Annotated in this window: 10 protein-coding genes; 1 reads left to right on the plus strand and 9 read right to left on the minus strand. The window is 61.6% G+C overall.

The window, feature by feature from the left end:
- Positions 1-3 precede the first annotated feature (3 nt).
- The 6 genes from ccoO (ACMGF8_RS14965) to ccoN (ACMGF8_RS14990) form a co-directional block, all read right to left on the minus strand.
- A complete protein-coding gene (gene ccoO, locus ACMGF8_RS14965; protein WP_102863798.1) occupies positions 4-612 on the minus strand; it encodes a cytochrome-c oxidase, cbb3-type subunit II in 609 nt (202 codons plus the stop codon).
- Positions 612-2,054, minus strand: coding sequence for a cytochrome-c oxidase, cbb3-type subunit I (ccoN, locus tag ACMGF8_RS14970; RefSeq protein WP_102863797.1), 1,443 nt, complete (start codon positions 2,052-2,054; stop codon positions 612-614). The genes ccoO (ACMGF8_RS14965) and ccoN (ACMGF8_RS14970) overlap by 1 nt, the downstream gene beginning before the upstream one ends.
- Positions 2,055-2,550: 496 nt before the next feature.
- A complete protein-coding gene (gene ccoP / locus ACMGF8_RS14975; protein WP_102863796.1) occupies positions 2,551-3,498 on the minus strand; it encodes a cytochrome-c oxidase, cbb3-type subunit III in 948 nt (315 codons plus the stop codon).
- Positions 3,495-3,725: a cbb3-type cytochrome oxidase subunit 3 gene (locus ACMGF8_RS14980; protein WP_016967269.1), complete on the minus strand. Its 231-nt coding sequence runs from the start codon at positions 3,723-3,725 to the stop codon at positions 3,495-3,497. The genes ccoP and ACMGF8_RS14980 overlap by 4 nt, the downstream gene beginning before the upstream one ends.
- Before the next feature lie 3 nt (positions 3,726-3,728).
- Positions 3,729-4,337, minus strand: a complete 609-nt coding sequence (ccoO, locus tag ACMGF8_RS14985) for a cytochrome-c oxidase, cbb3-type subunit II (RefSeq protein ID WP_102863795.1) — start codon at positions 4,335-4,337, stop codon at positions 3,729-3,731.
- Positions 4,338-4,347: 10 nt separating this feature from the next.
- Entirely contained in the window at positions 4,348-5,772 is a 1,425-nt protein-coding gene (gene ccoN, locus ACMGF8_RS14990; RefSeq protein ID WP_092316610.1) for a cytochrome-c oxidase, cbb3-type subunit I, read from the minus strand.
- Between the two features lie 99 nt (positions 5,773-5,871).
- Between ccoN (ACMGF8_RS14990) and ACMGF8_RS14995 the strand changes: the two genes are divergently transcribed.
- Positions 5,872-6,567, plus strand: coding sequence for an alpha/beta family hydrolase (locus ACMGF8_RS14995; protein WP_416760086.1), 696 nt, complete (start codon positions 5,872-5,874; stop codon positions 6,565-6,567).
- A gap of 167 nt (positions 6,568-6,734) precedes the next feature.
- On the opposite strand, the gene ACMGF8_RS15000 is transcribed toward ACMGF8_RS14995, so the two are convergent.
- From ACMGF8_RS15000 to acnA, 3 genes are all read right to left on the minus strand, one after another.
- Entirely contained in the window at positions 6,735-8,300 is a 1,566-nt protein-coding gene (locus tag ACMGF8_RS15000) for a methyl-accepting chemotaxis protein (RefSeq protein WP_102863792.1), read from the minus strand.
- A gap of 218 nt (positions 8,301-8,518) precedes the next feature.
- Positions 8,519-9,310 carry a CPBP family intramembrane glutamic endopeptidase gene (locus ACMGF8_RS15005; protein ID WP_110652567.1) on the minus strand — a complete coding sequence of 264 codons (792 nt, stop codon included), beginning with the start codon at positions 9,308-9,310 and terminating at the stop codon, positions 8,519-8,521.
- A gap of 178 nt (positions 9,311-9,488) precedes the next feature.
- Positions 9,489-12,230 (minus strand): aconitate hydratase AcnA, encoded by a 2,742-nt coding sequence (gene acnA, locus ACMGF8_RS15010; protein WP_110596938.1) that lies wholly within the window; start codon positions 12,228-12,230, stop codon positions 9,489-9,491.
- Positions 12,231-12,259: the final 29 nt, after the last annotated feature.

Genomic DNA, 12,259 nt, shown 5'->3' on the forward strand with positions numbered 1-12,259 from the left:
AGATCACCGTTTGCTTTTGATGATGGTGCCCAGGCCTTGCAGATAGGCCACCAGCGCGTCCATTTCGGTTTTGCCCTTCACAGCATCCTGAGCGCCGGCGATGTCTTCGTCGGTGTAAGGGACGCCGAGTGTGCGCAAGACTTCCATTTTCTTCGCGGTGTCTTTGCCGTCGAGCTTGTTTTCTACGAGGAACGGATAAGCCGGCATCTTCGACTCGGGGACCACGTTGCGCGGGTTGTACAAGTGCGCACGCTGCCAGTCATCGGAGTAGCGGCCGCCGACACGGGCCAGGTCCGGGCCGGTACGCTTGGAACCCCACAGGAACGGGTGGTCCCAGACGCTTTCACCGGCCACCGAGTAGTGGCCATAGCGTTCGGTTTCAGCGCGGAACGGACGGATCATCTGCGAGTGGCAGCCGACACAGCCGTTGGCGATGTACACGTCGCGACCTTCCAGTTCCAACGCGGTGCGCGGCTTCATGCCCTCCACCGGCTTGTTGGTAACGTCCTGGAAGAACAGTGGAACGATCTGGGTCAGGCCGCCGATGCTGACGGCGATGACCATGAAGAAGGCCAGTAGGCCAATGTTCTTCTCGACTACTTCGTGCTTCATCAGTGAGCTCCAACTACAGCGATCTGAGCGGCGGCTTCAGCTTCAGCCGGGTTCGAGGCGCGAACGGTGCGGAACACGTTGTACGCCATGATCAGCATGCCGGCGGCGAAGAACGCACCGCCCAGAGCGCGGACGATAAAGCCCGGGTGACTGGCTTGCAGCGCTTCGACGAAGGAGTAGGTGAGGGTGCCGTCATCGTTGATTGCACGCCACATCAGGCCCTGGGTAATGCCGTTGACCCACATCGAGGCGATGTAGAGCACGGTACCGATGGTGGCCAGCCAGAAGTGGGTGTTGATCAGGCCGGTGCTGTGCATCTGCTGACGACCGAAGACTTTCGGGATCAGGTGGTACAGGGCGCCGATGGAGATCATTGCTACCCAGCCCAGAGCGCCAGCGTGTACGTGGCCGATGGTCCAGTCGGTGTAGTGCGAGAGCGAGTTGACGGTCTTGATCGCCATCATCGGACCTTCGAAGGTCGACATGCCGTAGAACGCCAGGGACACCACCAGGAAGCGCAGGATCGGGTCGGTGCGCAGCTTATGCCAGGCACCCGACAGGGTCATCATGCCGTTGATCATGCCGCCCCAGCTGGGTGCCAGCAGGATGATCGACATGGCCATGCCCAGGGACTGGGCCCAATCCGGCAGTGCGGTGTAGTGCAGGTGGTGCGGACCGGCCCAGATGTACAGGGTGATCAGCGCCCAGAAGTGCACGATGGACAGGCGATAGGAGTAGATCGGACGCTCGGCCTGCTTGGGTACGAAGTAGTACATCATCCCCAGGAAGCCGGTGGTCAGGAAGAAGCCCACGGCGTTGTGGCCATACCACCACTGGATCATGGCGTCAGTCGCACCGGCATAGGCCGAATAGGACTTGAAGAAGCTGACCGGCAGGGAGGCGTGGTTGACGATGTGCAGCATCGCGGTCACCACGATGAAGGCACCGTAGAACCAGTTACCGACGTAGATGTGCTTGGTCTTGCGCTTGGTGATGGTGCCAAAGAACACCAGGCCGTAGGTGACCCAGACGATCGCCAGCAGGATAGCCAGGGGCCATTCCAGTTCGGCGTATTCCTTGGTGGTGGTGTAACCCAGTGGCAGGGTCACGATCGCGCCGACGATCACCGCTTGCCAACCCCAGAAGGTGAAGGCCGCAAGGCTGTCGGAAATCAGTCGCGTCTGGCAGGTTCGCTGCACGACATAGTAAGAGGTGGCAAACAATGCACATCCACCGAAGGCGAAGATCACCAGGTTGGTGTGCAGCGGGCGCAGGCGTCCAAAGGTCGTCCATGGCAGATCGAAGTTCAACTCCGGCCAGACCAGTTGCGAGGCGATGAAGACACCGAGCCCCATGCCAAGGATCCCCCAGACCACCGTCATGATGGCGAACTGGCGGACTACCTTATAGTTATAAGCAGTCGGACTGATTGCTGTGCTCATTCTAAGGTTCCACGGTTTGGGTGTTTTATTAGGGATAAAAATCGGCCGCAAGTATGGAGAAAGCAGGGGGTCATTGCAACGCGCCATGACCTGGGTCAATGCGTTCCATGCCTGATTCTGCGGCCTTTCCCTATGCCGAGTAGGGACAAAAATTGCCCTCGGACAAAATGTCGCAGTGGACAAAAAACTTGGGGTGTCAGGTCAGTTGTAACCGGGTGTGTGGAAGTCCGCGGATCAGCTGACAGGTGGTAAGCCAGTCGACAGCCGGTATAAACCAGCCTTTGCGGCCTGTCATCGAGCGAAAGCTTCGAACGTCAAGGATACCGATGGCCTGTGACCGGTCATTGCCAGTCCACTTCGGGGCAAGCTTAGACCTGATTCGGATCAGTGCAAAGGCGGTGGGGGAGAGGGGTGCGACACTTGGTCGCAAAGAGGCAGGAGGGAAAGCTTCAAGCGGCAAGCTGCAAGTGAAATCTCGCAGCTTGCCGTTGATCTTTTACTGGTCGCTTTCTGCTTGTGGCTTGTTGCTGTTGTGGTGGGAGAGGCTGTACACGTAGGCGGCCAGCAGTTGCACCTTGTCATTGCCGAGCAGTTCGCTCTGCGCCGGCATATGACCCTGGCGACCGTGGCGGATGGTCTGCTGCAGTTGCGCCAGGCTGGTGCCGTAGATGAAGCCGGCAGGCTGGGTCAGGTCGGGCGCGCCCATGATCTGGGTGCCCTTGCCGTCGGCGCCGTGACAGGCCACGCAGGTGGTGCTGAACGCTTGCTGCCCGGCCACCAGGTCGGCGTCGCTGTCCGCTGGCAGGGGCAGGCCGGCCAGTTCGTGACGGACATAAGCCGCTACGTTCTTCACGCCTGCTTCCTTGAGCACTTCACCCCAGGCCGGCATGGCCGCCATGCGGCCGCCCATGATGGTGGCCTTGATGGTGTCGGCGCTGCCGCCCCACCGCCAGTTGTCGTCCGCCAGGTTGGGGAAGCCGAAGGCACCCTTGGCGTCAGAGCCGTGGCACACCGAGCAGTTGGACGCGAACAGGCGTCCGCCCATCTTCAGTGCTTGTGGGTCCTTGGCCACTTCTTCCACGGGCATGGCTGCGAATTTGGCGAAGATCGGCCCAAATTTCACATCCGCCTTGGCCATTTCCTTTTCCCATTCCTTGGTCTGGGTCCAGCCGTCTTCATAGCCCGGCAGAATGCCTTTCCAGTTGCCCAGGCCCGGGTAGAGGATCAGGTAGCCCACGGAAAACACCAGGGTCCCGGCGAACAGCAGGAACCACCATTGCGGCAGGGGGTTGTCGTACTCCTCGATGCCATCGAAAGCGTGGCCCATGGTCTGGTCCACGCTGCCCTTGGTTTCACCCTTGCGGGTGCCGACCAGCAGCCAGGTCAGGCCGATCAGGCTGCCGATGGTCAGTACGCAGATCCACGTACTCCAGAAGGTGGTCATGGCCGAATGCTCCTTGTTGCAGGCTCTTGAGGTTGAGCGTCATCAGTTGTATTGCCGGCCGGTGCCGCACCCGGCATCGGGTCGTCGGCGAAGGGCAGCAGGCGTGCCTGGGCAAACTCGGGATTGCGTTTTGAGTTGAACACCCAGATCGACAGACCGACGAAGGCGATCATCACCACCAGGGTCCCGAGCCCGCGGATCATGCCGCTATCGAGTTCAAAACCCATGGCTCACCTCTTGCTCTTGATCGCAGTGCCAAGCACTTGCAGGTAGGACACCAGGGCGTCCATCTCGGTCTTGCCCTTGAGCGAGGCGGTGGCCCCGGCGATGTCGTCGTCGGTATAGGGCACGCCGAGGGTGCGCATGACCTTGAGCTTGGTTTCGGTATGGCTGCTGTCCACCGCTGCTGTCACCAGCCACGGGTAGGCCGGCATCTTCGACTCGGGCACAACGTTGCGCGGGTTGTACAAGTGCGCACGGTGCCAGTCATCGGAGTAGCGGCCGCCGACACGGGCCAGGTCCGGACCGGTACGCTTGGAGCCCCACAGGAACGGGTGGTCCCAGACGCTTTCACCAGCCACCGAGTAGTGACCGTAACGTTCGGTTTCAGCGCGGAACGGACGGATCATCTGCGAATGGCACTGTACGCAGCCTTCGCGGATGTAGATGTCGCGGCCTTCCAGTTGCAGGGCGGTGTAGGGCTTCATGCCTTCCACCGGCTTGTTGGTGACGTCCTGGAAGAACAGCGGGACGATCTGGGTCAGACCGCCGATGCTCACCGCGAAGACCATCAGCAGCATCAGCAGGCCGACGTTTTTTTCAATCGTTTCGTGTTTCATGGCGGACTCCTCAGGCCATCTGCGCAGCGGCGTTGACTTCGGCTGGCACGGCGGCACGCACGGTGCGCCAGGTGTTGTAGGCCATCAGGAACATGCCGCTGAGGAAGATCGCACCACCGACCAGTCGCACGATGAAGCCTGGGTGGCTGGCCACCAGGGTTTCGACGAAGGAGTAGGTGAGGGTGCCGTCTTCGTTGACTGCACGCCACATCAGGCCCTGGGCGATACCGTTGACCCACATCGAGGCGATGTAGAGCACGGTACCGATGGTGGCCAGCCAGAAGTGGGTGTTGATCAGGCCGGTGCTGTACATCTGCTCGCGACCGAAGACTTTCGGGATCAGGTGGTACAGCGCGCCGATGGAGATCATCGCCACCCAGCCCAGAGCGCCGGCGTGAACGTGGCCGATGGTCCAGTCGGTGTAGTGGGACAGGGCGTTGACGGTCTTGATCGCCATCATCGGACCTTCGAAGGTCGACATGCCGTAGAACGCCAGGGACACCACCAGGAAGCGCAGGATCGGGTCGCTGCGCAGCTTATGCCAGGCGCCCGAGAGGGTCATCATGCCGTTGATCATGCCGCCCCAGCTTGGCGCCAGCAGTACCAGCGACATCACCATGCCCAGCGACTGAGCCCAGTCCGGCAGCGCGGTGTAGTGCAAGTGGTGCGGACCGGCCCAGATGTACAGGGTGATCAATGCCCAGAAGTGCACGATGGACAAGCGGTAGGAGTACACCGGACGCTCGGCCTGCTTGGGTACGAAGTAGTACATCATCCCCAGGAAGCCCGCGGTCAGGAAGAAGCCCACGGCGTTGTGGCCGTACCACCATTGCACCATCGCATCGGTCGCACCGGCATACACCGAGTAGGACTTGGTGAAGCTGACCGGCAGTTCCAGGTTGTTGACGATGTGCAGGATGGCCACGGTGATGATGAAGGCGCCGAAGAACCAGTTACCCACATAGATGTGCTTGGTCTTGCGCTGCATCAGGGTGCCGAAGAACACGATGGCGTAGGCCACCCAGACAATGGTGATCAGGATATCGATCGGCCATTCCAGTTCGGCGTATTCCTTGGAGCTGGTGTAGCCCAGTGGCAGGCTGATAGCCGCCAAGAGGATGACCAGCTGCCAGCCCCAGAAGCAGAACGCGGCGATTTTCGGCGCGAACAACTGAGTCTGACAGGTGCGTTGCACCGAGTAGAACGAGCTGGCAAACAGTGCGCAGCCGCCAAAGGCGAAGATCACCGCGTTGGTGTGCAACGGACGTAGACGGCCGAAGCTGGTCCACGGTAGGTCGAAGTTGAGTTCAGGCCAGACCAACTGGGCAGCGAGAAAAACCCCGAGCCCCATGCCGACGATGCCCCACACCACCGTCATAATGGCGAATTGGCGGACCACCTTGTAGTTGTAGGCGGTACTGATAGAAGTGTTCATGGTTCCCCATCCACGGTTCAGCTGAAGTGAAAGCGACTGCGCACGGCAAGGCGCGCTCACTTCGTCTGGAGTTATAGGCAGACTAAAAGCGAGGCAAGCATGAGCAATGAGCACAAGGCCAGTATTGACGGGGATCAATGGGCGCAGTGCGTGCGGAAACGGGGCTGGTTATGGGAGGTCGCCGCTGTTGCCAGCCCGTTGCAGGCTCCGACCCTGATCCTGGCCCATGGTGCCGGCGCGCCGATGGACAGCGGCTTCATGAACGACATCGCTGTACGCCTTGCCGGGCATGGGGTGAACGTCTTGCGCTTCGAGTTTCCCTACATGGCCCAGCGGCGCCTGGATGGCGGCAAGCGCCCGCCCAACCCGGCACCCAAACTCCTGGAGTGCTGGCGCGAGGTGTATGCCTTGGTGCGACCTTATGTCACTGGGGTTCTGGCGGTGGGCGGCAAGTCCATGGGCGGACGCATGGCCAGTTTGCTGGCCGATGAATTGGCTGCCGATGCCCTGGTGTGCCTGGGCTATCCCTTCTATGCCACCGGCAAGCCTGAGAAGCCGCGGGTGGCACACTTGGCCGAGTTGGCGACGCCGAGCCTGATCGTGCAGGGCGAGCGTGACGCCCTGGGCAATCGCCAGGCGGTCGAAGCCTACTCACTGGCACCGAGTATCGAGCTGTATTGGCTGGCGGCCGCTGATCACGATCTCAAGCCCCTGAAGGCCTCCGGTTGCACCCATGAGCAGCACCTAGAGTCTGCGGCGACCAAGGTCGCTGCGTTCCTGCAAACACTGGCCTGATCCTGTAGGTGCGAGCTTGCTCGCGAAGCGCTCACCCGGCCCTCGAATTGGTATCGCGGCGTAGATCTGTCGCGAGCAAGCTCGCTCCTGCGGCTGTTGGGCGAGTTCGCAGGCATAAAAAAACCGCAAGCCGGTGCTTGCGGTTTTTTTGTCGCCGGCCCGGGAGCTTAGCGGTTGAAACGCTCCACCAGCGAGTACTGGGTGTGGGCGGTGCGGGTCAGGGCTTCGCTGAGTTCGGCCGAGTGCTGGGCCTGCTCCGAAGTCTGGTCCGCCAGTTGCGCGATGGTGCTGATGTTGCGGCTGATCTCTTCGGCCACCGAGCTTTGCTCTTCGGTGGCGGCAGCGATCTGGGTGGTCATGTCGGTGATGTTGGCCACCGCTTCACTGATGCCCACCAGCGCCTGGTCGGCTTCCAGCACTCGCGCCACGCCTTCTTCGGCCTGACGGTGACCGGCGTCCATGGTTTGCACGGCGGTGGCGGCGGTTTGTTGCAGCTTGGCGATCAGGGTGTGGATCTGCCCGGTGGACTCGCTGGTGCGTTGCGCCAGCTGGCGCACTTCATCGGCGACCACGGCAAAGCCGCGGCCCATTTCCCCGGCGCGTGCCGCTTCGATGGCCGCGTTCAAGGCCAGCAGGTTGGTCTGGTCGGCGATGCCCTTGATCACGTCCACCACGCCGCCGATCTCGTCGCTGTCCTTGGCCAGCTGGGTCACGGTCAGGCCGGTTTCGCCCACCACCACCGACAGGCGCTGGATGGCTTCACGGGTTTCCCCGGCGATGTCCCGGCCACGACCGGTGAGGCGATTGGCTTCCTGGGTGGCGTCGGCGGTGCGTTGCACGTGGCTGGCCACTTCCTGGGTGGTGGCAGCCATCTGGTTGACTGCGGTGGCCACTTGCTCGGTCTCTACCCGCTGACGTTCCAGGCCGCTGGAGCTGTTGTGGGCCAGGGTATCGGACTGGCGAGCCTGCTCGTTGAGGTGCTCGGCGGTGTCCTGCAGGCGGGTCAGGCAGGTCTTCAGGCGCGCTTCCTGGCTCAGGATCGACATTTCCAGGCGTGCCTGGGCGCCGCGGCTGTCGGTGTACATCTGGGCGATCAGCGGGTCGGAGGTGGTCTGCTCGGCCAGGCGCAACAGGCGCTTGAGGCCGCGTTGCTGCCAGCTCAGGCCCAGTAGGCCCAGCGGCACCGAGAGCGCCGCAGCCAGGGCAAAGCCCCAGTGGGAGTTGAGCCAGGCGCCGATCATGAAGCTCAGTTGGCTGACCAGAATGAAGGGCAGCCAGTCCTGCAGCACCGGTAGCCACTTGTCACGCTTGGGAATGGCCGACTTGCCGGAGTTGATACGCTGGTAAAGCGCTTCGGCGCGGCGCACTTGTTCGGCGGTGGGCTTGACCCGTACCGATTCGTAACCCACCACCTGGTTGCCTTCGAACACCGGAGTCACATAGGCGTTGACCCAGTAGTGGTCGCCGGTCTTGCAGCGGTTCTTGACGATGCCCATCCATGGCAAGCCTTGTTTCAAGGTGCCCCACATGTGCGCGAACACTGCCGCTGGGACATCAGGGTGACGGACCAGGTTGTGCGGCGCGCGAACCAGTTCTTCACGGGAGAACCCACTGATCTCGACAAAGGCATCGTTGCAGTAGGTGATCACGCCTTTGGCGTCGGTGGTGGAAATCAACCGTTGTTGAGCCGGGAAGGTACGTTCGCGCTGAGTGACAGGCTGGTTATTACGCATGGTTTTTCAATCCGCAAGGCTTTGATGGGTTGTCGGCCGCTTCAGCCGATTATTGAAATTATTTTTCAATAATCGGCGCTGGGTCTCATTAGGCAGAAGCTGTCGCTTGCAAAATGCGCCACCGAGGTTCCGATGGCGTTGGCGAGGCGTTAATCATTGATCTTCTTCCTTGATAGTCAATTGTCCTGAAGTACTGGTTTGGGCAACTTTTCGCTGGGTTATCCGGCGAGCATCGGATAGCTGAACAGGCCGAAATGCAGCAGATTGAGACCGAAGTGCGTAGCAATTGCCGCACCCAGCCCCCCAAAGCGATAGGCCAGACCGTAGCCGACCCCGGCGATGGTCGCCAGTAGGGTCCATTGCCAGCCAGCACCCAGGTGTACCAGGCCAAATAACAGGGCCGCACACAGCAGTGCCAGGTTCTCACCATAGGGAAGGGCCTTGAATTTACGGCTCAGGCCGCCCTGGATGTAACCCCGGAACAGCGCTTCCTCCACCAGGGTGACCAGCAGCAGATTGTTCAGCACCCACAACCAGGCCTGATCCGGCCATTTCGGCGCCCAACTGATGATTCCCAGCAGCAATGCTCCGCCCAATGCGGCGATTGCGCACAACGTCAGGGCCAGAACCGTTGCGTAGAGCGACAGACGTAGCGAGCGCCGACCGACGATCCAGGGGCAGACCAAGAGCAGCCAGAAGCCGATCAGCGGTTTGTCCTGATTCAGGTACATGGAGAAGGGCACGGCGTCGTCGGTAAAGCGCTGCGGGTCGATGGCCCGGCCGTTGTAGAAGCCTGGCAGCCAGTGCATGGCCAGAGCCAGGGCGAGCACCACGAACAGGCCGTGGCCCAGGTATTGGCCGATGCGGCTGCGTTGCTGGCGTACGGCAAATCCGGCGCAGAGCAGCAGGAAGATCGAGAGGGCGGCCAGCAGCCCCAGTTGCCCGTAGCTCAGGGCCAGTGCGTAGCCGATAGAAAGGAGTGCCAGATACATCCATGGCAAAGCGGTCATGTGGAATCCTTGTTGCAAAAGAAAGAGGTATTGCAGAAACGTTGTTCAGCAGCGGATCTGTAGTCGCCATTGCGACCGGTGAGTCAGCTTTGGCGGGCGGCAAGTATAACCAGCTGAGTTTTGTTCGACAGACCGACGAAAAACACCGCCCTGAGGCGGTGTTTTATTTCGTGGTGGATCAGGATGCAATCAGTTGGCGCAACACGTAGTGCAGGATCCCTCCGGACTTGAAGTACTCGACTTCGTTCAGCGTATCGATGCGGCACAGCACCTCGATTTTCTCCTGGCTGCCATCCTCACGGGTGATCACCAGGGGCAGGTTCATCCGCGGGGTCAGTTCCACGTCGCTCAGGCCGAGGATGTCCAGGGTCTCCTTGCCGGTGAGTTTCAGGCTCTTGCGGTTCTGGTCGAGCTTGAACTGCAAGGGCAAGACCCCCATGCCCACCAGATTGGAGCGATGGATGCGCTCGAAGCTTTCGGCGATCACCGCCTTGACCCCCAGCAGGTTGGTGCCCTTGGCGGCCCAGTCACGGCTGGAGCCGGTGCCGTATTCCTGACCGGCGATGACCACCAGCGGCGTGCCCGAGGCCTGATATTTCATGGCCGCGTCGTAGATCGGCATTTTCTCGCCGCTGGGGATGTAGAGCGTATTGCCGCCTTCTTCGCCTCCGAGCATTTCGTTGCGGATGCGGATGTTGGCGAAGGTGCCGCGCATCATCACTTGGTGATTGCCCCGACGCGAGCCGTAGGAGTTGAAGTCCCGCGGTTCCACGCCCTTGTCCCGCAGGTAGCGCCCGGCCGGGCTGTCGGCCTTGATGTTGCCGGCGGGAGAGATGTGGTCGGTGGTCACCGAGTCCCCCAGCAGCGCCAGCACCCGTGCACCGTTGACGTCCTTGATTTCCGGCAGGGGGCCGGCAATGTCGTCGAAGAAGGGAGGGTGCTGGATATAGGTCGAGTCGTCCTGCCAGACATAAGTGGCCGCCTGTGGCACTTCAATGGCTTGCCATTGGGCGTCACCGGCAAACACCTCGGCGTATTCCTTGTGGAACATCCGTGTGTTGACCTGGGCCACGGCCTCGGCGATTTCCTGGCTGCTGGGCCAGATGTCCCGCAGGTACACCGGCTGGCCATCCTTACCTTGACCCAGCGGTTCGCTGCTGATGTCGATACGTACCGTGCCGGCCAGGGCATAGGCCACCACCAGGGGCGGGGAAGCCAGCCAGTTGGTTTTGACCAGGGGATGCACCCGGCCTTCGAAGTTGCGGTTGCCCGACAGCACCGAAGCCACGGTGAGGTCGGCTTGCTGGATGGCTTTCTCGATCGGTTCCTGTAGCGGACCTGAGTTGCCGATGCAGGTGGTGCAGCCATAGCCCACCAGATCGAAACCCAGTTGGTCCAGGTAAGGCGTAAGTCCGGCGGCTTTATAGTAGTCAGTCACCACCTTGGAGCCTGGAGCCAGCGAACTCTTGACCCAGGGTTTGCGCTGCAGGCCCTTTTCCACGGCTTTCTTGGCCACCAGGCCTGCCGCCATCATCACGCTAGGGTTGGAGGTGTTGGTGCAGGAGGTGATGGCGGCGATCACCACCGCGCCGTTTTTCAGGCGATAGGTCTGGCCTGCATCCTGGTAGTCGGCTTCGCCCACCAGGTCGGCATTGCCCACGGCGACACCGCCGCCGCCCTCGCTTTCCAGGCGACCTTCTTCCTTGCTGGTGGGCTTGAACTGCAGGTCGAGGAAGTCAGTGAAGGCTTGGGCCACATTGGGCAGCGCAACCCGGTCTTGTGGCCGTTTGGGGCCGGCGAGACTGGCCTCCACGGTGCCCATGTCCAAGGCCAGGCTGTCGGTGAACACCGGCTCCTTGCCCGGCAGGCGCCACAGGCCCTGGGCCTTGCTATAGGCCTCCACCAGTTTCACCAACTCGGCAGGGCGCCCGGACAGGCGCAGGTAATCCAGGGTGATGTCGTCCACTGGGAAGAAGCCGCAGGTGGCGCCATATTCCGGGGCCATGTTGGCAATGGTGGCGCGGTCTGCCAGGGGCAGGTCGGCCAGGCCATCGCCATAGAACTCGACGAACTTGCCCACTACGCCCTTCTTGCGCAGCATCTGGGTCACCGTCAGCACCAGATCGGTGGCGGTGATGCCTTCCTTGAGCTTGCCTGTGAGTTTGAAGCCGATGACTTCCGGAATCAGCATCGACACCGGCTGGCCGAGCATCGCCGCTTCTGCCTCGATCCCGCCCACGCCCCAGCCCAGCACGCCGAGGCCGTTGATCATGGTGGTGTGGGAGTCGGTGCCCACCAGGGTGTCGGGGAAGGCGTAGGTGCGGCCATCCTCGTCCTTGGTCCAGACCGTGCGCCCCAGGTATTCCAGATTGACCTGGTGACAGATGCCTGTGCCCGGCGGCACCACGCTGAAGTTGTCGAAGGCGCTCTGGCCCCAGCGCAGGAAGGCATAGCGTTCGCCGTTGCGCTGCATCTCGATGTCGACGTTCTGTTCGAAGGCGCTACTGCTGGCGAACTTGTCCACCATCACCGAGTGGTCGATCACCAGATCCACCGGGGACAGCGGGTTGATCCGTTGTGGATCGCCACCGGCCTTGGCCATGGCAGCGCGCATGGCGGCCAGGTCGACCACGGCGGGCACACCGGTAAAGTCCTGCATCAGGACGCGAGCGGGTCGGTATTGGATCTCCCGGTCGGAGCGACGCTCCTTGAGCCAGGCGGCGAGGGCCTTGAGGTCGGCGCCGGTGACGGTCTTGTCGTCTTCCCAGCGCAGCAGGTTTTCCAGCAGGACTTTCAGCGACATGGGCAGGGCGTCGATATCGCCCAGGCTCTTGGCGGCGTCCGGCAGGCTGAAATAGTGATAAGTCTTGTCGTCGACTTTTAGGGTTTTAAGGGTTTTCAGGCTATCGAGGGATGGCATTGAATGACTCCTTGTGGCCCGCACGGCTA

The sequence above is a fragment of the Pseudomonas sp. BNK-7 genome (assembly GCF_048072025.1).
Lineage (GTDB): Bacteria > Pseudomonadota > Gammaproteobacteria > Pseudomonadales > Pseudomonadaceae > Aquipseudomonas > Aquipseudomonas danubii.